Origin of the sequence: Faecalibacterium sp. BIOML-A1, from assembly GCF_009679715.1 — a bacterium.
GTDB classification, from domain to species: domain Bacteria; phylum Bacillota; class Clostridia; order Oscillospirales; family Ruminococcaceae; genus Faecalibacterium; species Faecalibacterium taiwanense.
This window is the reverse complement of record NZ_WKZJ01000003.1, coordinates 168977-191774: the sequence shown is the minus strand read 5'-3', so window position 1 is coordinate 191774 and position 22798 is coordinate 168977. Positions and strand designations below refer to the sequence as shown.

The 22798-nt window shown below is 51.2% G+C and carries 18 protein-coding genes and 2 pseudogenes; 3 read left to right on the top strand and 17 right to left on the bottom strand.

Translation table 11 applies throughout. From position 1 onward, the window contains the following. Position 1: 1 nt before the first annotated feature. The 5 genes from GKG36_RS05145 to GKG36_RS05125 form a co-directional block, all read right to left on the bottom strand. The gene (locus GKG36_RS05145; protein ID WP_097774466.1) at positions 2 to 841 is read right to left on the bottom strand and encodes an ABC transporter ATP-binding protein; all 840 of its coding nucleotides are present in this window, start codon (positions 839 to 841) and stop codon (positions 2 to 4) included. After that, entirely contained in the window at positions 834 to 1859 is a 1026-nt protein-coding gene (locus tag GKG36_RS05140) for a branched-chain amino acid ABC transporter permease (RefSeq protein ID WP_097774467.1), read from the bottom strand. The genes GKG36_RS05145 and GKG36_RS05140 overlap by 8 nt, the downstream gene beginning before the upstream one ends. Before the next feature lie 13 nt (positions 1860 to 1872). Beyond that, entirely contained in the window at positions 1873 to 2751 is an 879-nt protein-coding gene (locus tag GKG36_RS05135; RefSeq protein ID WP_120079884.1) for a branched-chain amino acid ABC transporter permease, read from the bottom strand. Between the two features lie 170 nt (positions 2752 to 2921). Beyond that, on the bottom strand, positions 2922 to 4139 hold the full coding sequence (locus GKG36_RS05130; RefSeq protein ID WP_154259542.1) for an ABC transporter substrate-binding protein: 1218 nt from the start codon (positions 4137 to 4139) through the stop codon (positions 2922 to 2924). 266 nt (positions 4140 to 4405) lie between these two features. Then, entirely contained in the window at positions 4406 to 5827 is a 1422-nt protein-coding gene (locus tag GKG36_RS05125; RefSeq protein ID WP_154259540.1) for an MATE family efflux transporter, read from the bottom strand. Positions 5828 to 6215: 388 nt separating this feature from the next. Between GKG36_RS05125 and eno the strand changes: the two genes are divergently transcribed. After that, a complete protein-coding gene (eno, locus tag GKG36_RS05120) occupies positions 6216 to 7514 on the top strand; it encodes a phosphopyruvate hydratase (RefSeq protein ID WP_097781302.1) in 1299 nt (432 codons plus the stop codon). A 443-nt stretch (positions 7515 to 7957) separates the two neighbouring features. Next, a complete protein-coding gene (asnA, locus tag GKG36_RS05115; RefSeq protein WP_005942692.1) occupies positions 7958 to 8971 on the top strand; it encodes an aspartate--ammonia ligase in 1014 nt (337 codons plus the stop codon). A 148-nt stretch (positions 8972 to 9119) separates the two neighbouring features. On the opposite strand, the pseudogene GKG36_RS05110 reads toward asnA, so the two are convergent. The 8 genes and pseudogenes from GKG36_RS05110 to GKG36_RS05075 form a co-directional block, all read right to left on the bottom strand. Beyond that, positions 9120 to 10559, bottom strand: a pseudogene (locus GKG36_RS05110) (recombinase family protein); the annotation flags it as partial. Positions 10560 to 10859: 300 nt separating this feature from the next. After that, positions 10860 to 11516 (bottom strand): hypothetical protein, encoded by a 657-nt coding sequence (locus tag GKG36_RS05105; protein ID WP_004851532.1) that lies wholly within the window; start codon positions 11514 to 11516, stop codon positions 10860 to 10862. A 589-nt stretch (positions 11517 to 12105) separates the two neighbouring features. Then, positions 12106 to 12765, bottom strand: coding sequence for a hypothetical protein (locus GKG36_RS05100; protein ID WP_146746227.1), 660 nt, complete (start codon positions 12763 to 12765; stop codon positions 12106 to 12108). Beyond that, a complete protein-coding gene (locus GKG36_RS05095) occupies positions 12758 to 13681 on the bottom strand; it encodes a Kiwa anti-phage protein KwaB-like domain-containing protein (protein ID WP_154259538.1) in 924 nt (307 codons plus the stop codon). Before GKG36_RS05095 ends, GKG36_RS05100 begins: the two co-directional genes overlap by 8 nt. Positions 13682 to 13716: 35 nt before the next feature. Beyond that, entirely contained in the window at positions 13717 to 14925 is a 1209-nt protein-coding gene (locus tag GKG36_RS05090) for a hypothetical protein (RefSeq protein ID WP_243138980.1), read from the bottom strand. Positions 14926 to 15154: 229 nt separating this feature from the next. Next, complete coding sequence (locus GKG36_RS05085) at positions 15155 to 16255, bottom strand: glycoside hydrolase family 172 protein (RefSeq protein WP_347563022.1); 1101 nt, start codon at positions 16253 to 16255, stop codon at positions 15155 to 15157. Positions 16256 to 16726: 471 nt separating this feature from the next. Further along, the gene (locus GKG36_RS05080) at positions 16727 to 17527 is read right to left on the bottom strand and encodes a transposase (protein ID WP_173012889.1); all 801 of its coding nucleotides are present in this window, start codon (positions 17525 to 17527) and stop codon (positions 16727 to 16729) included. A gap of 2 nt (positions 17528 to 17529) precedes the next feature. Beyond that, on the bottom strand, positions 17530 to 17886 hold the full coding sequence (locus GKG36_RS05075; protein ID WP_242702882.1) for a hypothetical protein: 357 nt from the start codon (positions 17884 to 17886) through the stop codon (positions 17530 to 17532). Positions 17887 to 17935: 49 nt separating this feature from the next. Here GKG36_RS05075 and GKG36_RS05070 point away from each other — a divergent pair. Beyond that, positions 17936 to 18091: pseudogene (locus tag GKG36_RS05070) on the top strand (NAD(P)/FAD-dependent oxidoreductase); the annotation flags it as partial. A 204-nt stretch (positions 18092 to 18295) separates the two neighbouring features. Here the strand turns inward: GKG36_RS05070 and GKG36_RS05065 are convergent. The 4 genes from GKG36_RS05065 to GKG36_RS05050 form a co-directional block, all read right to left on the bottom strand. Next, positions 18296 to 19690: a PTS transporter subunit EIIC gene (locus tag GKG36_RS05065; RefSeq protein ID WP_154259534.1), complete on the bottom strand. Its 1395-nt coding sequence runs from the start codon at positions 19688 to 19690 to the stop codon at positions 18296 to 18298. Positions 19691 to 19719: 29 nt separating this feature from the next. After that, entirely contained in the window at positions 19720 to 21183 is a 1464-nt protein-coding gene (locus tag GKG36_RS05060; protein WP_154259532.1) for a glycoside hydrolase family 1 protein, read from the bottom strand. A gap of 249 nt (positions 21184 to 21432) precedes the next feature. After that, entirely contained in the window at positions 21433 to 22290 is an 858-nt protein-coding gene (locus tag GKG36_RS05055) for a MurR/RpiR family transcriptional regulator (protein ID WP_154259518.1), read from the bottom strand. Between the two features lie 76 nt (positions 22291 to 22366). After that, positions 22367 to 22519 carry a hypothetical protein gene (locus GKG36_RS05050; RefSeq protein ID WP_173012879.1) on the bottom strand — a complete coding sequence of 51 codons (153 nt, stop codon included), beginning with the start codon at positions 22517 to 22519 and terminating at the stop codon, positions 22367 to 22369. Between the last annotated feature and the right edge of the window lie 279 nt (positions 22520 to 22798).

Below are 22798 nucleotides of genomic sequence, written 5' to 3'. Positions count from 1 at the left end.
CTTAGCCCTCCTTCTTGCCCAGATAGGCTTCGATGACCTGCGGGTTGTTGCGGATCTCATCCGGCGTGCCCTTGGCGATGATGCGGCCGAAGTTCAGCACGGCAATGCCCTCGCAGATGCCCATGACCAGGCTCATATCATGCTCGATCAGCAGCACGGCGATGTTGAACTCGTCGCGGATGCGGCGGATGGTCTCGGTCAGCTCTGCAGTCTCGGAGGGATTCATACCGGCAGCAGGCTCGTCCAGCAGCAGCAGCTTCGGGCTGGTGGCCAGTGCACGCATGATCTCCAGACGGCGCTGTGCGCCGTAGGGCAGGCTGCCTGCCTGCACATTGGCGAGGTCTGCCATGTGGAAGATATCCAGCAGCTCCAGAGCACGCTCGGTGCACTTCTTCTCTTCCTTCCAGTAGTTGGGCAGGCGGATCAGCGAAGATGCCAGATTGTACTTCATGGACTCGTGCAGGCCCACCTTGATGTTATCGATCACGCTCAGTTCCTTGAACAGGCGGATGTTCTGGAAGGTACGGGCCACGCCCATGCGGTTGACCTGATAGGTCTTTTTGCCGGCGGTGGGCATACCATCGATCAGGATGGAGCCGCGGGTGGGCTGGTAGACGTTGGTCAGCAGGTTGAACACGGTGGTCTTACCGGCACCGTTGGGGCCGATCAGACCGGTGATCTCGTTGCGGCCGATCATCAGGTTGAAGCCATCCACGGCGGTCAGACCACCGAAGTCGATGCCCAGCTCACGCACGTCCAGAATGGGCTTTTTGTCCATGTCGCGGTCGGTCAAAAAGCCGCCGGAGGGCACACTGTGCAGCTTAGTCTGGTATTCACTCATGGTCTTTGCCCTCCTTTGCTTTCTTCTGGAACAGTTCGCCGTTCATGATCTTTTCCACAATGCGGCTCATGGAGAAGTCGTAGCTGCCAAGCAGGCCGCCCGGACGGAAGATCATCATGAGAACCAGCACCAGTGAGTAGACTACCATGCGGTAGCTGTCAAAGCTGCGGGTCGCCTCGGGCAGGATGGTAAGCACGGTCGCGGACAGGATAGAGCCCAGCATGGAGCCCATGCCGCCCAGAACCACCATGACCAGAATTTCGATGGACTTCATGAAGCCGAAGGTGGAGGGGTCCAGAACGCCCAGATAGCAGGCGTACAGGCCGCCGGCCAGACCGGCAAAGGCGGCGGAGAATGCAAAGGCCATGACCTTATAATAAGTAGTCTGGATGCCGCAGCTTTCGGCAGCGATCTCGTTATCGCGGATGGCCAGCACGGCACGGCCGTGGCGGCTCTTCATCATGGCGTGGATGGCAAAGCAGGTAATGACCACGCAGATGAACACATTGGCGAAGTTAGAATACTTGGGGATGTTCTTCAGGCCCTTGGCACCGTAGAACAGCTTGAAGCCCAGCACATCATCGATGTTGTTCAGGGTGATGCGGATGATCTCGCCAAAGCCCAGCGTCAGGATGGCCAGATAATCACCGGTCAGGCGCAGAGCAGGAATGCCGATCAGCACGCCGAACAGGCCCGCCACGATGCAGGCCAGCACCAGACCCACGACAAAAGCGACACCGGAGGGCAGATTGCTGTATTTCGTGAACAGGGCACAGGTGTAAGCACCCACGGCCATGAAACCGGCGTGGCCCAGCGGCAGCTGGCCCAGATAACCGGTGGCAACGTTCAGCGAGACAGCCAGAATGATGTTGATGCCCACGGTGAGAAGCACCTTGTTCTGGTAGGTGGACAGCACGTTCTGGGTGAGGAAGGACAGGCCCACGAACAGCAGAGCCACCAGCACGGCGTTCATCAGGTAGCGCACGGGCATTTTGAGCGTTTTGCGTTTGGTATTCATCTTCATGCCCTCCTTACACCTTTTCCTGAACCTTGCGGCCAAGGAAGCCGGTGGGCTTGACCAGCAGCACGATGATCAGGATCGCAAACGTGACGGCATCCTTCCATGCGGAAAGGCCGATGGCGGAAACAAAGCACTCACACAGGCCGATGGCGATGCCGCCGATCATGGCACCGGGGATGGAGCCGATGCCGCCCAGAACGGCTGCAACGAAGGCCTTCAGGCCAAGCATGGAGCCCATGGTGGGGGTCGCCTGCGGGTAGCTGCAGCAGTACAGCACCGAGCCGATACCGGCCAGTGCGGAGCCCACCGCAAAGGTAAAGGAAATGGTGCTGTTGACGTTAATGCCCATCAGGCGGGCAGCGTCCATATCCTCAGACACGGCACGCATGGCCTTGCCGAGCTTGGTCTTCTGCACAAGGAAGGTGAGCACCAGCATGGACAGCACCGTGACCAGCAGGGTGATGACAGAGGTGAGACCCAGCGGCACGGAGCCGATGTGGAAGGTCTGGTTGGTGTAGTAGGCCGGAATGACCTTTGCACCGGAACCAAGGATCAGCTCTGCAGTGTACTCCAGGAAGAAGGACACGCCGATTGCCGTGATCAGCAGGGAGATACGGGGTGCGTTGCGCAGCGGGGTGTAGGCAATCTTCTCGATCACAACGCCCAGCAGCGTGCAGGTGATGATGGTGGCGCACACAGCGGTGACCGGGCCAAGGCCCAGCTGATTCATCACGAACCAGGACATGTACGCACCAACCATAATGACATCGCCATGGGCAAAGTTCAGCAGCAGGATGATGCCGTACACCATGCTGTAACCCAGTGCGATCAGTGCATAGATGCTGCCAAGGGACAGGCCGTTGATCAGCTGGCTAAAAAACACTGTCATGGACTGATACTTCCTTTCTTTGCGGCGGAGGACCCGCCTTTTGGGATGCACTTTTTTACCAAAAAAGCGGAGACAGCCGAGCAAAACCTGTTCCGGCGGTCTCCGCAATGGGTCATTTATTTCTGAGTACTGCCTTCATGCCGCACACCGGTGCGCAGGATCAAAGCAGATCAGAACATTTCCTTCAGAACGGGGGTTGCACCGTCGAAGCACAGGATAGCGGTCTGCTTGACGGGGTTGTGGTGCTCATCAAAGGTGAAGGTGCCGGTGATGCCATCAATGGTGCCGCCTGCGATAGCATCGATGACGGCCTGCTTATAGTCGTCATCACCAGCGGTCAGGCCGGCATCCTCAGCAGCCTGAATGCCGTAGACAACGGTCATGGCAGCATCGTAGCCCAGAGGAGCGAAGCCGTTGGGGTACTCCTCACCGTACTCAGCCTTGTAGGCATCCTCAAAGTCAGGGTTGGAGCCCTTTGCGTAGTTTGCGCAGAAGTAGGCATCCTTCAGCTGGTCGGCAGTTGCGTAGCCTTCCAGACCATCCCAGCCGTCGCCGCCCAGGAAGGGAACTGCCAGACCGATGCTCTCAGCCTGAGCCAGGATCTGACCGACTTCCTGATAGTAGTTGGGGCAGAACACCACTTCGGGAGCCTTGCCCAGAATGGTGGTCAGCTGGGTCTTGTAGTCCACATCGCCCTCAGAGTAGGTCTCCTGATCGACGATGGTGCCGCCCAGGCTCTCGAACTCGTTGACGAAGTTCTCTGCCAGACCCTCGTTGTAGTCAGCGCCCTTCTGGAAGATGACGGCTGCCTTGGTGTAGCCCAACCGCTGGTAAGCGTAGTCAGCCATCTTGATGCCCTGGAACGGGTCGGTGAAGGTTGCGCGGAACACATTCTCGTTCACGGTGTCGGTCTCGGCATCGTAGGTGACAGCCTCAGCGGTAGCGGAAGCGGTGACCATGGGCATGTTGTAGTCTGCACTCTCGGCAGCAATTGCCAGAGTCGGGGTGGTGGTAACATCGCCCACCAGAGCGGTGATGCCCTGATCGCACATCTTGGTGAAGCAGGTAACAGCCTGAGTTGCATCGCCCTGCTCATCCATGGCGATGATCTCCAGCTGCTTGCCGTTGATGCCGCCCTTTTCGTTGACCTGCTTCAGGTACAGGGTAGCGCCGTTGACAACGGCCTGACCGTAAACGGAAACATCACCGGTCAGAGGTCCAAGAACGCCCACCTTGATGGTGTCGCCGGAAGCAGCGGCACCAGAAGCTGCGGTAGAGGCGGAAGCAGCAGTGCTGTTGGAAGAACCGCCGCATGCAGTCAGAACGCCGGCTGCAGCAACAACACCTGCAGCGGCCAAGAAATTACGACGAGAAATCATCTTTTTCATAGTGAATATCCTCCTTAGGAGCATTCGTGCTTCAGTATAAAAACGGAAGCAAGGCCCTCTTTCCCTCAAAGCGACCTTGCTTCGTTATCAATATTATAGACCTGTGAGCCAAAATCCGCAATTCACAAACCGTCCATACTTTCAGGGGCATTTTGTGGATTTTGTTGCCAAAATAGCCAAAAACAGTGGGTCTGTTTTGTGCACTATTTCAATTGCTTCATTTTGTTTGTGTGTCAGGTGAACACAATTCACAAGTGGCAAAAGGGTTACAGGGTCTCCATTTCGGCATCTGCGGCGAACTCGGCCTCTGCACGTGCCTCGGCAGCTTTGCCCTCTGCTTCCGCTTTGGCCGGAGACTCTGCAAGGACCTTGCGGATGGCGGTGAAGTAGAACACCAGCGACAGGCCGGTGCCGATGCACCAGCCCACGGGCCATGCCATCCAGATGCCCGTGCTGCCCAGAGCAGTGCTGCTCAGCACAATGGCGATGCCCACGCGCAGGATTAGGTCGGAGAAGGTGGCGATCATAAAGCGCACCATCATGCCGCAGCCGCGCAGGATGCCGTCAGTGACCAGCTTGAGCGACACCACAAAATAGAAGGGAGACAGGATGCGCAGGAACAGCATACCGGTGTCGATGGCCGGACCCTGCGGGTCATTCATGAACAGCAGCAGCAGGAAGCGGCCGAAGAAGAAGTACAGGAGCACGATGGGCACGCAGATAATCCACACCAGATTGCGGCCTGCGCCAAAGCCCTTGTGCACACGGTCCATCTTGCCCGCGCCCATGTTCTGGGAGGTGTAGTTGGAGATGCCGTTGCCCAGCGTGGTAAAGGAAGTGATGACCATGTTGTTCAGCTTGACGGCTGCAGAGTAGCCTGCAATGACACTGGCACCAAAGGTGTTGATGACGCTCTGCAGGATGATGTTGCCCACAGAGACGAAGCTCTGCTGCAGGATGCTGGGGATGGCGACCATGGCTACCTTGCCCAGCATGTTCCAGGAGAAGAGCACCACCTTGTGGGTGGACTTGAAGGCGCTGATGCGGCGGAACACCACCACCATGGCCAGCACGCAGCTCACACCCTGACACAGGAAGGTGGCCCATGCCACACCGGCTACGCCCATCTTGAGACCGGCCACGAACAGGATGTCCACGCCGATGTTGGACAGGGACGAGACTGCCAGAAAATAGAAGGGCGTTTTGCTGTCGCCCAGAGCGGAGAAGATGCCGGTGGCGATGTTGTAGAAGAACATGAAGGGCAGGCCCAGCACGTAGATATCCAGATACAGCGAAGAATCTGCAAGGATCTCCTCCGGGGTGTTGATGAGCTCCAGCAGGCTGTGGCAGCCCACAAGGCCGATCAGCATCAGCACGGCGCACAGCACGGCAGAGCCGATCAGGGAAGTGTAGACCGAAGTCTTCATCTCATCGTAGTCCTTTGCGCCAAAGTAGCGGGACACGATGACCGAGCAGCCAATGTTGCAGCCAAAGGCAAATGCAATGAAGATCAGGGTGATCTCGTAGCTGTTGCCCACAGCAGCCAGTGCATTCTCGCCGATGAACTTGCCTGCAACAAGGCTGTCGGCAATGTTGTACAGCTGCTGGAAGATGATGCTGCCGAACATGGGCAGGCAGAACTGCCACAAAACCTGTGACGGCTTGCCGACCGTCAGATCCTTATTCATATAGAAAATCCTCCTCTATCTACCATAAAGAAACATATTAAAACCAAAAACAGTATAGAGTCGTCCTGACAAAAAGTAAAGAAAAATTTTAGTATATCTGCCATATGAAATTAATATGATAAGTATGATGCATCCCCGCTGCTGCCAGTGGGCAGACTGTAAAGACCAGCTGTTTCCTGCTTTGCCGGAATGTTCTGCCCCATCAGCTGCCGTTTTTTGCCCCTTAAAAAGTTTACATCCACAAACATGCGCATCGGCTCTTGCACCGGGCCGGAAAGCGTGGTAGGATACTATTGGTTAGTTAGACATAACTATCATAATTGGCCGTCACCCGTCTGCCCGCCCCGGGCAGCACAGGGAAGGAAATGATATTCAGGAGGTTTTCGAGATGAACGATCTGGAAATTGAATCTGTTGTAGGCCGCGAGATCCTGGACTCCCGCGGCAACCCCACCGTGGAAGCGGAGATCACTCTGGCCGACGGCACTGTGGCACGCGGCTGCGCACCTTCCGGCGCATCCACTGGTGAGTTTGAAGCTCTGGAGCTGCGGGACGGCGACAAGGGCCGCTATCTGGGCAAGGGCGTGACCAAGGCTGTTGAGAACATCAACACCGTCATTGCTGATGCTGTTGTGGGCATGGATGCCTCCGACATCTACGCCATCGACGCTGCCATGATCAAGGCCGACGGCACCAAAGATAAATCCAATCTGGGCGCAAACGCCATTCTGGCCGTGTCCATTGCCGCCTGCCGTGCAGCCGCTGCTTCTCTGGATATGCCGCTGTACCGCTTTCTGGGCGGCGTAAACGGCAACCGTCTGCCCGTGCCCATGATGAACATTCTGAACGGCGGCGCACACGCCACCAACACCGTGGATACGCAGGAGTTCATGATCATGCCCGTGGGCGCGCCCTCCTTCAAGGAAGCTTTGCGCTGGTGCGCGGAGGTCTTCCACGCTCTGGCTTCCATCCTGAAGGCCAAGGGGCTGGCTACCTCCGTGGGCGATGAGGGCGGCTTTGCCCCCAATCTGTCCAGCGACGAGGAGACCATTGAGACCATTCTGGCCGCCATCGAAAAGGCCGGTTACGTGCCCGGCAAGGACTTCATGCTGGCTATGGATGCCGCGTCCTCCGAGTGGAAGAGCCCCAAGGGCAAGGGCTTCTACAAGCTGCCCAAGGCCGGCACCGAGTTCACCTCCAGCGAGCTGATCGCACACTGGAAGAGTCTGGTGGAAAAGTACCCCATCATCTCCATCGAGGACGGCCTGGATGAAGAGGACTGGGAAGGCTGGCAGGAGATGACCCGCGAGTTGGGCGGCAAGGTCCAGCTGGTGGGCGACGACCTCTTTGTGACCAACACCGAGCGTCTGGCCAAGGGCATCGGGCTGGGTGCAGGCAACGCGATCCTGATCAAGCTGAACCAGATCGGTTCTGTTTCCGAGACGCTGGAGGCCATCAAGATGGCCCACAAGGCCGGTTACACCGCCATCAGCTCTCACCGCTCCGGCGAGACCGAGGACACCACCATTGCCGATCTGGCCGTGGCGCTGAACACCTGCCAGATCAAGACCGGTGCTCCCAGCCGTACCGAGCGTGTTGCAAAGTACAACCAGCTGCTGCGCATTGAGGAGCAGCTGGGCGGCAGCGCCGTTTACCCCGGCATGGCAGCTTTCAACGTAAAGCGCTGAAGCTGTTGAAAACCAATTGATCTTCCGGCACCCGTACTGCTTTTGCAGCGGCACGGGTGCCGTTTTGTTTTCTCCCAATTTTTTCCTGCAATCTGCTGCTCTGCCCAGCCGTATTCCATGCATGCCGGGCATTTTGGCCCGAAATTGCAAAAAAAGGAGCAAAACATTCATGTTATCTACTCTGATCTCTCTGCACAAGCTGCTGGGCACCGGCGATTTTGTAAAAGTGCTGCTGATCCTGCTGAAGGGGCTTTTCGGCTGATGCAAAGCCGCCCTTCTCACTGCGGAAACGGGACTGCCTTACCGGCGGTCTCTTTTTTTGCCTTCTCACTTTACTTTCTTAAAAAAATATGCCATAATGAAACAAGTATTTTCCGGTTCAAAAGCCGTGCCCTGTACTGGGAAATCAGGGCCAGAATCCAACAGAAGAGGGGTATTTTGTTATGAGCAAAACCATCATCCCGGCAAACTATACGCCCGCGCTGAACCTGTACGACACGCAGCGCGCCATTGGTACGGTCAAACGTCTGTTTGCCGACACCCTGTGCGCCACACTGAACCTGTACCGCGTGTCTGCTCCGCTGTTTCTGGAAGCATCCACCGGTCTGAACGACGACCTGAACGGTGTCGAGCGCAAGGTCACCTTTGATATCAAGGAAAGCGGCATTGAGGCACAGGTGGTGCAGTCACTGGCAAAGTGGAAGCGCAAGGCCCTGAAGGACTACGATTTCCGTGTGGGCAAGGGCCTGTACTGCGATATGAACGCGATCCGCCGCGACGAAGATCTGGACAACCTGCACTCCATCTATGTGGATCAGTGGGACTGGGAAAAGGTGATCCGTCTGGAAGACCGCAACGAGGCTTACCTCAAGAGCGTGGTGCGCTCCATCGTGTCCGCTGTCTGCGCCACCGAGATGAACCTGCACGCCATGTTCCCCCAGCTGCAGGAGCTGCCGCTGCACAGCCCCAACGTCACCTTCATCACCACGCAGGAGCTGGAGGACCAGTACCCGGACCTGACCCCGAAGGAGCGTGAGAACGCCTTTGTGAAGGAGCACGGCACCACCTTCCTGATGAAGATCGGCGCTCCGCTGAAGAGCGGTAAGCCCCATGACGGCCGTGCCCCCGACTATGACGACTGGGATCTGAACGGCGATCTGCTGTTCTGGAATGACCCGCTGCAGTGCAGCTATGAGCTGAGCAGCATGGGCATCCGCGTCAGCCCTGAAAGCATGGACAAGCAGCTGACCATGGCTGGCTGCGACGACCGCCGCGCCCTGCCCTTCCACAAGGCCGTACTGAACGGTGAGCTGCCTTACTCCATCGGCGGCGGCATCGGCCAGAGCCGCCTGTGCATGCTGCTGCTGGGCAGCGCCCACATTGGCGAAGTGCAGGCCAGCGTCTGGGACGCAGCCACCCGCGAAGCCTGCGCCAAGGCAGGCATCCCGCTGCTGTAAGCAGGTTTTCCACACAAAGATTCAAAAGGCAGGATACCACCCTCAGGGTGGTACCCTGCCTTTGTTCGTTTTCTGCCTGTATCCGGGGAGAAATAGTTCGAGTCCTGTACCGCCCACCACGAGTCCCCAGACCAAAAGGTCTGGGGACTCGTGGTGGAGCATTGTCCACAGCACTCGAACCTAAAACCTCTTCACGGGTAACCGTCTTGGCATCGTCCGTGAAGTTGAAATTGAGTACGACCCGGTCATCAAAGACGTAGACCGAGTTGACAAAGGTATCAATGATCTGCCGCTGGTGTTCCGTACTGCCCACGTCACCCTTGCGGAATTTTTCAAGCCAGAACCGAATCCACTCACGGGTCAGGACGGGCTTTTTCAGCTCTTCCTCCAGAATGCTGGTGTTCAGGGCTTCTTTCCGGGCTTCCAGCTCGTCCAAACGCTGCTTGGTGGTCGGGGTCAGGATGCCCTGTTCAATGGCTTCCAGAAGGTTTGCCAGCCGCTTCTCTGTGTCCCTGAGCTGGTCTTTCAGGACAGGCAGCCGGGTGTTCTCCTTCTGCTGGGCTTCCATGACCAAATCTATCAGCTGTTCGATGATTTCATCGCTAAAAATCACCTTAATGGCAGTGTCCACCACGAACCGCTCCAGAGGCTCCTTGCGGATGGCTTTCAGGTCGCAGTGCGCCTTGCCGTGGCGTTTGGCGTTGCCGCACTTGTAGTAATAGTAGGTGTTTCCCATGTGGCTGGTGCCGCTTTCGCCACCCATCAGGGTGCCGCACTTGCCACAGAACAGCTTGGTGGTCAGCAGATAGCTCACATCCTCTTTTGCAGGCCGACCGTGGGCGATCTTGTTCTGCTCAAAACGCTGCTGTACCCGGTTGAACAAATCCTCGTCCACGATGGCGGGAATGCCGCCCGGTGTCACGATGTCTTTATAGCGGTACTCTCCTATGTAGCGGCGGTTCCGGAAGATCTGGAAGAAGCTGTTCTTCACGAACGGCTTCCCGGTGCGGGTACGCAGACCGCGCTCGTTCAGGGATGCTGCGATCTTCTCGGCCGGTTCGCCGTCGGCATACCGGCTGAAGATTTCCTGCACGATGGGAGCCGTCTCCGGGTCGATATGGTACAGCCTGTCCTCCTTGCCAATTGTGAAGCCCAGCGGCACCACACCGCCGTTGTACTTGCACTGGAGGGCGTTTTCGCGCTCACCGCGCGCCACTTTCAGGGCGAGTTCGGCGGAATAGTATTCCGCCATGCCAATCAGCATACTCTCCACCATAATGCCTTCAGGCCCCTGCGAGATGGGTTCCATGGCAGACACCAGATGGACACCGTTCTTTTCCAGCTGGTACTTGTAGTTCACGGCATCGAACCGATTCCGGGCAAAGCGGTCGAGCTTCCAGACCAGAACCACATCGAAGATTTTCTTCGCGCTGTCCTTTATCATCCTCTGGAAGTCCGGGCGGTCATCCGTTTTGGCAGAGTAGGCACGGTCGATATAGGTGCCGACCACGGTGATACCGTTCTTCTCGGCGTAGTCCTTGCAGTCGCGCAGCTGCCCTTCAATGGACGCTTCGCGCTGGCTGTTCAATGGACGCTTCGCGCTGGCTGTCAGAAGAATAGCGGGCGTAGATTACGGCGGTCATGGTTGCACCTCCTTGGCGCGTATTCGACTTGCCTTTATAGTATCGGGTCAAGCGCAGCTTGTCAACAATCTGCGAGCAGATTGAAATGTGAAAATTGCGAAACGCAGCGAAAAAGGTGAGAGCAAGAATCGTCCCGTGGCCACAAATTTTCAATTCTGAAAATTCTTGCCCCTTTGGGACAGCTTCTTGTTGGGGCGTGCCTGCCCCAAACCCTGCTGGAACGAGTACGGCAAACTGGAAGTTGTTTATCCAAAATGAAATGGAATAACCATATCAAGTAAAACTGCAAGAACTATACTAATCGTTCCCATTAGCGCAGAACTCCTCAATGTGTCTCTCCTCAAAACAATAAGTCCAATAATAAAGACTATCACTTCCAAAACAGATTTTGCATTAAAATACCAGCATCCATATACAAAGCACATATTGAACAATACTGCCAAAATCAGCGCTGATAGTATAAATGCCAGTTTGCTTTTCCCCTTTGCATACCAACAGACAAAAGCCAATAATGGAGAAACAGCTGTAAATCCAAACCAAATCATCGCATAACTTCTTGGGAAAAATCCTGCAATATAGTTTGAATACAAATAGTAGCTTGCAACCATACCAACAAAGAATACAAAAACATTGATGCTTGCTCTTATTGCAGAATTGCTATAAATAGAAATACACAGTGCAATCAATATCCAGATTGCAAAACGCCCAAGAAAATTACCAATATCTAAAACTCCATTTATTGCCATAAGCACACCTGGAAGTTCAGTTTGACGAAAATCCAGATATTTTGAGAAAGTTCCCAAAGCTATTCCGAGAAACAATATCGCTATGGTATTTATAAGTTTTCTATTATTGGATATTGGATTTTCTGCATTCCTTATATCATTCAAAAAATTTATCATAATTACCCTCACAAATTCCGATTTACTGGGCTAAGCCGAGTATACCACACTCCACCATGAAAGAACACCCCGATATAGTGAAATTTTGCCATTTTTCTGCGTACGTGCGTACACGCTCCGCAGGGATTCTAAGGAGCTTGACCCCTTGGCACACAGACTTTGGCACAAAGTCTAGTGTGTTACACCTTGTCAGAGGTGTACAGGCTCCCGGTACGCACGTACGCAGCGACTACTCACAAACGCGCCATATAGAGGGGGACGACCAAGTTCGCACAAAGCGAACTTGATTCCGCAAAGCAAAAGGCAGGATACCACTATCATAGTGATACCCTGCCTTTGCTCGTTTACCGTTCCGAGTAGTCCTTCCGCAGAACTTCCGATAAACAAAAAACGTACCCGAACCCTTTCTCGTAAAGAATCGGGTTCGAGTACGAACTGTTTGGTGGAGAATTAGGGACTCGAACCCCAGACCCCCTGCGTGTGATGCATGATGACTTTTCGTTTTTTAGAACGATGATTCGTTAAATAGACTCGATTTGCTACAGATTTGCTACAAACGGCAAATTGAACACGTACATTTTTCTATAGCCTACCGCCCTTCTTTCATAACTGGATAGCATACAGAAAAGTCATGCTGACTAAACGTCACAAAAAGTTTTTCGCCCATCATTCTGTTTAACGGCACTCTCGAAAACACTTTAATTTCAAACTCCTCAATTTCTTTTTCATCATCTTCTTCTAATTTTAAGTTTTTATGATAGACAATAGAAAAAGATTTGTAACGTAGTATATTCAAGACGGGATTCACGAAATACATTTCATTTACAATATAAACCCATATAATCAGCACCATCAGAAAAGAAAAAATCAAGACATCTTTAGGAACTGTCGGATCAACACTAAAAAAAGAAATCACGAACAAAGAAAAATACGTAAAGTAATAGTCCGCCGTGATATTTTCAGCCTTTACTAAAACGACCACTTCTTTTGATAGCTTTTTAGCTTTCAGAAATTTTCTATGGAATCGGACAATTCCAACAATCCCAACCATAAGAAGAATTAGCCAAATTGAAAATTGACTGACATTAAAGTAAAACCCTTTTGATTGATTCAGCAATGAGAGTCTCCAAGTTATGTTTTCAATTGGTGAAAACATACTTTTTGCTTCACATAAATTTTCCAAACCAAAAATAATGAATAGTGGCAAAAAGCAACTTATTGCTAACGCCAGTCTGTCAAATTTACTCACTTTCCATCATTCCATTCAGCTCCTTTGTTATCAGGTCCAAATTAATCCGACCACACAAAATTCCCATAACCGCTTCAAATGACTTTTTGTCTATAACAATCTTATCATTTTCTGTGTACGATATAAAGGACAACCTTGGCTGATGCTCAATTTGTTCTCTGATATACTGTGGAGAAAATGTCCTAATTTTTTCAAGACGTTTTTGCATAATAATTTTTGCCATAGAATTTTTGTGACGCTTCGATTTTACCAAAAAATCCATGAATATGTCGCTGTCATCAATAAATCCCATGCTGCGAATTTCCCGTTCATTTGCGGCCACTTGATTTTTAATAACCTCATCAAACTTAAATATTCTATTAAAGTTCACTTCGTTAATAATATAGCATTTTTTGTCAAAGATAACCGCATCTACCCATGGTGTCAATGCTAGCACATTTCCAGATTGCTGATGAAATTTTCCTGTTTCTTTTTTTGTAAAGCAAATATTGTTTCTATACCATGCTGCGACATTACGATAGACTGTCAGAAAGTACACATGTTCACCATTATCAAATTCGATGTCCATCATTATAGTGTTTCCACTACAATTGTAGTCTTCAACTGTAATTTCAGCCCTATTCACATTCTGCAACCTATCCTTTGCGGTCACCATTGCCGGCCAAAGATCTAGGACTTCCGTATTAATAACTTGCAAAGTATTTTTTTCGACTGTATCTGGAATAAAGTCCACAAACTCGCTTTCATCTGTTGTAACTGATAGTGTTTCAAAGTATTTTTCCAGCAACACACTGCTCACTTCTTCAGGAAAAACTTTTATCTTCTTGGGGTTGCTATTTCTCAAAATGAACAGATTTGCATTTACCACATTGTCCTGTTTAGCAAGAATACACTTAAAGTCTTCTGTATATGTCATAATTTTTTCTCCTCATGTACTCAAATTGATATAAGTTATCTGAAGCTTTCGTTTGCTTTTAGAGCATGTAGCCGCACTTGAAACTTTATCAGCCAGTTTTTATATTTAGGAAAAATGTCAACTGCCACATCAACAAATTGATTTAATCCAATTTTCCTCAAAGCCTCCATCGCTGCTTCTTTCTGGCTCAAATGCCGCTTTCCAACAGTCAGGCAGTTTGCACCATCCAGCGTGTCATACTGCTGGAATGCTCGGTTGAAGTCCATCAAGTCATGCAGACGGATAGGTCGATTTGTCTCATTGTCCACCAACAGACCCCAGTTTCCCCAATGGCGGTCAGTGTTTCCCACCAGATAGTCCAAAATGTTCATCATATAGTATCCGTGGGCATCCAGTTTCAGAATTTTATCCAGCGTGTTCCAATCATGGTTTGTGCAGTAGACATCATAAGCTGCATACGTCACAAGGCTATATCGCTGCGAGGTCATGATTTTACTGATAGAAAGCGGCTCATTCTCAAACATCCCCTGCTCATACAAAACCTGATGACAGTCAAAGCATCGGCAGATCTTACTTGCCAGCACTTCGCGCTCGACTGCATCTTGTCCGCCAGCTTTATAAAGATAGAAGCCTTCCTCTTTGCGCACCCACACTTTAGGATAGCATCCGCCAGTGGACAAATCATTTGCCAAAAGATGGGCATTTGTCACAGCCATCTGATGCCCACGCAGTGCAATGTCCACAAGAGCATTGCTTAAAGAATGTGTGTAGAGATTGATATCCTCAAATCTGATATTCTCTTTTTCTCCTTTTACCCAGAACACATCCAACAACGATAGGCAATGATACGAAAGCGCGATCTGTGCACGCTCCCGATCCGTAACACTCTGGAATGCGCCAATGCTGTTCAGGATTTCCTTTGCATAAGTACGGTCACGTGGTATCAGCCGAGATGCACACCATGAATGGAAGCTAATCACATTATTGATTCGAGTATCAAAGTCATTCGATTCTTTCAGCACCAGACCGTAGGGCATGAAATCTTCAAAATAAATTTTGCACTCACCAGCCGTGCTCACCTGTGCTACACATTTTTCCGTGTGCATAATGTAGTAGACTGTCGCTTTGCCCATCGCCTCCACCACCTTATTTGACTGATGCACGTTTTCTTTTCTACCATTGTACCTTCTTTTATGTTCCAAAACAAGATGTAAAAAGCTCTTGGCCTCTTTATTAAAGGCCAAGAGCTTTTTGCTTGCTGCTGAACTTCGACTTTGAAAATCGTGTTCAGCTTAATTTTCAATCATTTACACTTTGCGTTTCAGATAATTCTTCCCAGTCTTCCGGATTTCCGCATCTACGGAGATACTCATGCCCGCCATCGACTGCACACAATCCGCAAGAACAGAATTTGAAATCATGCACAGAGTATGCAAAGTCATGAAACATATAAAATAGGAAAAGCGTCAAAAATCATCTTGGCCAGCGCTCTTTTCTGGACATGAGTGGCGCGAATGGTACATGAGGATGCGTCTGGTACCAGTAAGCTGTGGTAGCGACATCATCCTGACGTTCAAAAAGACCTCCGTGACTGGCACCAATCTGCTGCAGAGTTACCTTAAGGTCCTTCTCAAAAAGGATAGGATCAAGAAGGTGCCAGCGGTAGAAGCTGCGTTGTGGCATCTGATCATCATTGTGGTAATCATTATGAAGGAAGGTATCGTGGCTAGAGTAGTAAGGATAGCCAAGATACGGAGTACAGTACTGATTTTCAACGGTTTGGCCATTTTGCTGTGTTGCAAAGCTCCAGGCACCGCCGAAGTAATCTTCTGTTCCGGTTCCGCAAATGGTTGGATAATCCTTGTCTCCATCGATGTAGAATTTCATCTCACCTTCTCCGTACCAGTAGCGTTCGAGGCTGGTAAGCGCAAGATAAGTTCCAACGTACTGGCCTTTCCCTTTGATGTTGTCGAGGACAACGTAGTCTTTTGCCTTTTCCGTTATGCGCTGACGACGCCACTGGGCATGGAAATAGGCAGCATCCTCCGGAACCGTTGTCAGGCAATAGTCGATCTGATAAAAGAAAGCCGGAATCGGCTCATCACACTGATTTTCAATGGTAATACGTGCGTTTTTACGGAACGGCATCGGAAAATAGCTGTTGAAACCACGGGTCGGATTGACAGCAATCGGGACTGAGTTTACCTGGTAGGAAACACCGAAGCCGCAGCAGAAGAAATCGCCAAGCGGGCATTCAACGGATGGGAATTCTTCATCGTCCCAGTACATGCGCAGAACAAGATCCCGCAGAACATAACGGCTACGTTCACTGGTACGGTCTGTAACGGTGATCCAGATGTGCTGAATCATGCCTTCTCCCTGGATCTCACCAAGTGTTACGGTCTCTCCTGCTTCTATTTTCGGGATACACGGGGAACCTTTTCTGGACGGACCAAGATCGCTGGATGCCATGCCGCCTTTTCCTTTTTCTCCGTTCCGGTTTTCCCAGTTGATGGAACGGGACTGTCCGTTTTTCAGCCGGAAAATATTCTGTAAACCACAATCAAACATCATATATTCCTCCTACTCACAAATGAGCAACTGTCTTTTATGTTGAATTGAATTCATTCAAACCATTCCGCTTAACAGGTACAGTCTCCACCCATGTTCCAGTTGATTCCTTGAAGGGGATTGCTTGCAAAGTTGTTATTATTGTACACTTTTATTTGTATAAAAGCAATGTGCTACTGCCATAAATCTTTAGCACCACACTCATGAATGCATAACCACAACATGAATTTTAACAAACAGACAGATAAGCCGACTCAAAAAGAAACATCATTGTAGACCAATTAAGCAAAGTCAATAGCACAGGTAGCCAATAAGAACGAAATCGAACGGTTTGAGTTCGGTATTCATCGCTTATAGCCCTGCCATCGCTTACACCAAGTAAAGAACAAGGGTAGTGAAAGATGCCAAATTCAAATTTTTCGTATACCAAATAAGGCCCTGTGTTTGTTTCAGGGCTTGAATCTCTCAAAAACTTCAGGCTACTTTTACAAATCCCTGTTCAACAGCATGCTGCTCTGGCGTTTTCAGTTCGAAGGGCATCTGGTCACGCAAGACTGCAAAGACTATAAAGACCAGTTTGTGCATTGACGCTGCTTGAGCAACCTTTGCCGGTTTGTTTTTACATTTCTTTTCATAATAACTGAGCAGTACGGGGTTCGCTGCAGAGTCCTTTCCACGCTTACAAATCGAATTAACCACTCCCATGTGAAGTGCAGCTCTTGCATAGGGAAAGCCACGTTTTGAGAGCTTGTTCTTTGTTCCTCTGAATGATCCGGATTGCCGCTCTGTTGGGTCTAAAACCCAATATGCTGCAAGCTGTTTCGGCTTCTTGAACAACGAGATATCTCCGATTTCTCCTAGTAAAAGGGCTGCCGAATGACTACCAACACCAGGGATGCTTTGCAGCAAAGAAACGTTGTTTCGCATTTCTTTTATCTGAGCCAGCAAATTATCTATTGCGGTTTCTATTTGAAGCACACTTTCGGACAATGTACGAAGCATTTGAATGGTACACACAATGAGTGTTTCATCGGCACATGAATGAATCCCCAATGTCTGCGCTTTTTGCGCTGCGGAGATTAGCAATCCAGCTTTCTTTTTAGCAAAACTATAACCAGACTTGCTTGCAGCAGCAATCACTTCAACCAGTTCTGATTCTTCCTCTACAAGCAAAATGGTCAGCGTTGGAAAACGTACAAGCACAGCGCAAGAAGTGACGCCTCCCACATCGGAAAAGACCTTACCGGCAAAGGGACGGTTCTTTAACTGAATCATATTCATTCTCCAAATCGCATGATGTCCAATGGATGGCAGTGGATGGGTTTGCCTTTTATAACCTGCATCTGCTGCAGTCTGATCCTGATCGCAGACCAAGAAACCCCAATCCGTTGAGCCATCTCCAGAATTTTTTCATAGTTAGGGTCAGACACTGATTTGTACAGAATCCCATTTGGCAGAGTCAACGCTACACGTTCTATTTCGGCATTGATCAGAAATGTTGGCATCAGCAGCTCTGCTGCAAGGGTATCCGCCTGCCATTCTTCCCACGAGGGCTTTCCGTTTCTCTCCCGATAGGCAATGTGCCCACGGCACTTGACTGCTTTTCCGTAGTCGTTCGGAAACAGATCAGCCAAAATCTGATGTGCTGCTTCATGCGCTATTGTGAAATTCCGGCATGCACATTTTCAGTTTCAGGGCTGTCCGGGCCTGTATTTTGTGGGCGAAACACTGGACTGCGCCGGCAGCTGCGGCGGCTTCAAACTGCACTGGGCCTTCGGCAGCGGGATCGCGGCAGGGCGGGACGCCGCCCGCCGTGTTCAGCGGCAGCGGAAAAAATAGCTGTGCAGAAATGCGGAACACCCGGAGTTTGCCCGCATCGTGTTCCACGGCCTGCGGCATTCCAGCGCCACTTGCCAGTCGATTGAAGGGCACAAAAGGATCCTTGCACATCATAGAAAACGGCCGCCTGCTGCATCCATCGGTGCAGCAGGCGGCCGTTCTTTCATTTACAGTTCTTCGCTGAAGAACTTCTTCATTTCCTTCTTATCTTCTTTGGGAAAAATCAGTTTTTTCCTCAAAGCCCAGCACATAAGTAACCACCGCTGCAACAACGATCGCTGTCACGATCGCAATGCTCATGGCAACGATCGTGTTCTGGAAGATCGGCAGCGCCAAAACGGTGGAGTAGCCCATCACATAGGCTTTTGCGCCCAGCAGACCAGCAGCCACACCGCCGACAGCACCACCGGCCATCACGCCGTACATGGGCTTCTTACGGGGCAGGTTGATGCCGTAGATTGCGGGTTCCGTAACACCGGCCACGATGCAGCCAAACGCGATAGACAGTGCTTCGGCGCGCTTTTCAGCGTCCTTGGTGCGCAGTGCCACACCGATGCAGGCGCCGCCCTCTGCCATGTTGTGCAGGATGAATGCAGGGCGGAACACGGCATCATAACCGGGGTTCGTCAGCGCCTGCGTCATGAACGGCACCAGGCCAAGGTGCATACCGCACATGACCAGCCAAGGCAAGCAAGCAGCCAGCAGACCCACAGTGATAAAGCCGATCTTATCGCCAAGGAAGCCAAAGACAACGGCCAGATAGTTGCCCAGATAACCGCCCAGAGGTGCCAGGACCGTAAAGCCCAGAACCACCGTCACCGTGACGGTGCACAGACCGACCAGCAGGGACTTGAAAATTCCCGGAATAATTTTATTAAAGAATTTTTCCAGATAGTAGGCACACAGCGCGATCAGCAGGGCAGGCAGCAGAGAACTGGAATAACTCATCAGACGCACCGGAAGTCCCAGCAGGGTGATCGGCTCACCTGCGGCCACCAGCGCTGTATACTTGCCATGCAGCAGAGCAGCGGCACACATCATGGAGTAGATCGGCGTTCCGCCCAGCTTCTTCGCAGCGCCATAGGCCGCAAAGATGGGCATAAAGAAGAACGGCGCATCGGCAAGACCGCTCAGAAGAGCGTAGGTCGCAGTATCTGCAAAGCCCGCATTGACCAGCGTGATCAGCAGCAGAACCACCTTCAGCATACCGCCTGCCACCAGACCCGTGATCATCGGGGCGACCGCTGCCGAAACATACTCCAGCACAGCCACGCCTGCGCTCTTCAGCGTCAGCGGCTTTTTTTCTGCCGGAGCGTCCAGATTTTCGTTGACTGCTGCGCCTTCCAAAAGGTCAAAGTCTTTGACCACCGTTTCATACACGGGCAGCAGGTTTTTCCCTAGGACGACCATGAGCTGCCCGCCAGCATAGATCACGCCCAGAACGCCGGGAACTTTTTTCAGTGCTTCCTGATCTGCTTTTTTCAGATCCTTGACCACAAAGCGCAGACGGGTCATGCAATGCGCAACGCTGTTGATGTTTTCTTTTCCGCCAACCAGCCGAACGATCTCCGCTGCGGCGCTTTTTGCATCGAATGCCATTTGATTTCTCCTTTTCTGTCCAATTCCTGTTACTCGGCCCAGAGCTTTTCGCCATTGCTTGCAATGACATCCTTCATCCAGTAATAGCTCTTTTTGGGCTTGCGTTCCAATGTGCCATTGCCCTTATCATCCATATCCACATAGATGAAGCCATACCGCTTTTTCATTTCGCCCGTGGAAAGGCTGACAAGATCGATCGGAGCCCACATGGTGTAACCAAGGCATTGTACACCGTCCGTCACGATTGCTTCCATCATTGCCCGCAGATGGTCTTTCAGGAAAGCAATGCGGTAGTCATCCTGAATGGAACCATCTTCTTCCACCTTGTCCACTGCGCCCAGACCGTTTTCTACAATAAACAGCGGCTTCTGGTAGCGATCCCACAGTTCGTTCAGCAGGAAGCGCAGCCCCAGCGGGTCAATGGGCCAGCCCCACGGGGTCAGTTCCAGATACGGGTTCGGATCGCCGCCGATCACGTTCATTCTGGTTTCTGTGCTGCACACATTGGAACGGTAGTAGCTGAAGGAAACATAGTCCAGCGCGCCAGCTGCCAGAATCGCATCATCTCCCGGTTCGGTGTGCAGGATCACGCCCCGGCGTGCCAGAAGGTCTGCCGCATAGCTGGGATAATAACCACGTGCCATGGTATCAATGAAGTAATAGCTTTCCCGCCGCTTCTGCAAACGGGTAAACACATCCTCCGGCTTGCAGGTTGCCGGGTAAAGCTCACTCATGGCATACATGGCACCAAACATACTGCCCGGCATCATTTCATGGCCCAGTTTCACGGCGCGTGCGCTGGCAAGGAACATATTGTGCACCGCGTTGTAGTGGGTCTGGTTGTCGCACTTGTGGGTACCGCAAGCCGCAAAGCCGCGGACCGCGTTGATCTCATTAAAGGTAAGCCAGTATTTGCAGCGCTTGCCGTACCGCTCAAACAGTGCTTTGCAGTACCGCACGTAGCAGTCGATGGTGTGGCGGCTGGACCATCCATCGTATTTCAAGGCCAGTGCAACCGGCAGCTCATCGTGATGGATCGTGACCAGCGGCTGCATTCCATGCTTTTCCAGTTCGGCAAAAATGCCATCGTAGAAGCGGAATCCTGCTTCATTGGGTTCCAGTTCATCGCCAGTCGGGAAGATCCGGCTCCAGCAGATGGAGAACCGATAAACATTCATGCCCATGCCTGCCAGCAGTGCAATATCTTCTTTGTAGCGGTGGTAATGGTCAACCGCTTTGTGGCTGGGATAGTAACGATCTTCGTACAGACAGGGTTCTGCGCCGTCCGGGAGGGAATCCGGTGCAAAAAAGCTGCTGGGGAGTTCGCCAAACTGACCATCTGCCGTTTTGAACGTGTTGCAGCGGGGATGTTGTACCGAACCGTCGGTTTCAAAGTCATGAGTGGACAGACCGCGTCCGTCCTCCTGATAGGCACCATCAAACTGAAAATCCGCAGTTGCACCGCCCCACAAAAAGTTGTTGGATAGCTGCATTCTGAGAAACCTCCTTGTATTGTGAAACATCCGGGGATGCTGCCCCGTATTCTGATCGACCGGTCTGGATCTGGCATGAGTGTAGCAAAAAAAGAACGTTCTGTCAGCAGTTTTCGCAATTCGGAAAAAACGAGTCTAAAACCATCCATTCTGCACAAATCATTTCTCTGATTTTTGTGCAGAAATAATCGCTGTATAGCAAAAAAGCCGCTCTGTTTCTGGAAACTTCCAGCACAGAGCGGCAAATTTTTAAATTCTGTTTTCTTTAAGCAGCTTTCTGCTGCGCAGATATTCATGGTAGCGATAAGCCAGCAGATCCGTCAGAACTGCATATAAAATACGGTGGGTATGTACTTCACGGCAGTGACGATATAATAAGCAATAGTCGACCAGCGGATTTTTTTCTGCGTCCGGGTTGGAGGTGATCATCACGATCTTCCCTCGGAAGTTCTCAAATGCCCAGTGCGCGCGTACCGAATCCGTATTCTGCGGACGCTGCACATATTCACCGCTGTCACTGAACACGATGACCAGTGTTTTATCGTCCGCATTCCGGATATAATCCGCCTGTTTCTGGTCATCAATGTTCGTCACGATAAATTTGCGTTGGTCGCGCAGCTTTGTCTGCAGATCCAATGCAGCCGTTTCAGAAAAGTCACAACCAAATGCTGCAACCTTTTCATAATGGTAAATTTCTGCTGCAAGCCGATCCAACTTTTCCCAGTCCAGCAATTCATAGGTCATACGGATATCCCGGAGCACCGCATCCACATAGGCATCCGTCGAATGTTCATCAATATAGCGCATAACATCCGTTACGAAATAGTTTTCGCGCTGTTTTCGATTCAAATTGATCGCAGCCTGTTTTTGGAATGTCCGATAGTCCTCATAGCCAAGAATTCTGATAAATTTGGAGATCGTGGATTTTGACACTGCACACAGCGATGCCATTTCCTCAATAGAAATCATGTCCAAGTCGCCATAATATTGCAGCATCTTCATTGCGATGCAGTACCATGTAGAACCGGGAAGGTTTTCATTCAGGATGTAGAGCAACCGTCTGTGCAGCGTTGTGGCAAAGTCGCCGCTTTCCTCATAGCGCATCATGGCAAGGCATCCTCCCTTTTCGACAGCAGTTTTTGATTTTATTATAGCATTGAAGTTGTCGTTATGCAAAGCCCGTCTAAGTTCGGCTCACGATGCGCAGAATCTTCACCGTTTCCGGTTTTGACGGCTCTTTCAGCACGATGCTTTTGAAATAATTGCGGTTCGGGATCTCTGCCCGGTGCACCAGAACATCGTTCCAGTCCTTCATGCAGGGCTGGATGCGGGTCACGCTCCCGGTTCCGGCAATCCCTGCATTACCTGATACGGCATCTGTATCTACCAATGGTGTTGCAACGGCTGCAACTGTCGATGATAATCTTACCCAAATCTAATTATTCGACTAACACATTATTTTCTACTGTATGTAGTAAAATTTCAATCTATAACTTTCTCAAATTTCAAATTTTCACCCAGATATAATAATCATGATCCAAAGCCTCTGAGTCGAAAGACTCAGGGGCTTTTTTATGTCTGGAGGTGAGCATTTTGTTATTCCGCACCATCACTA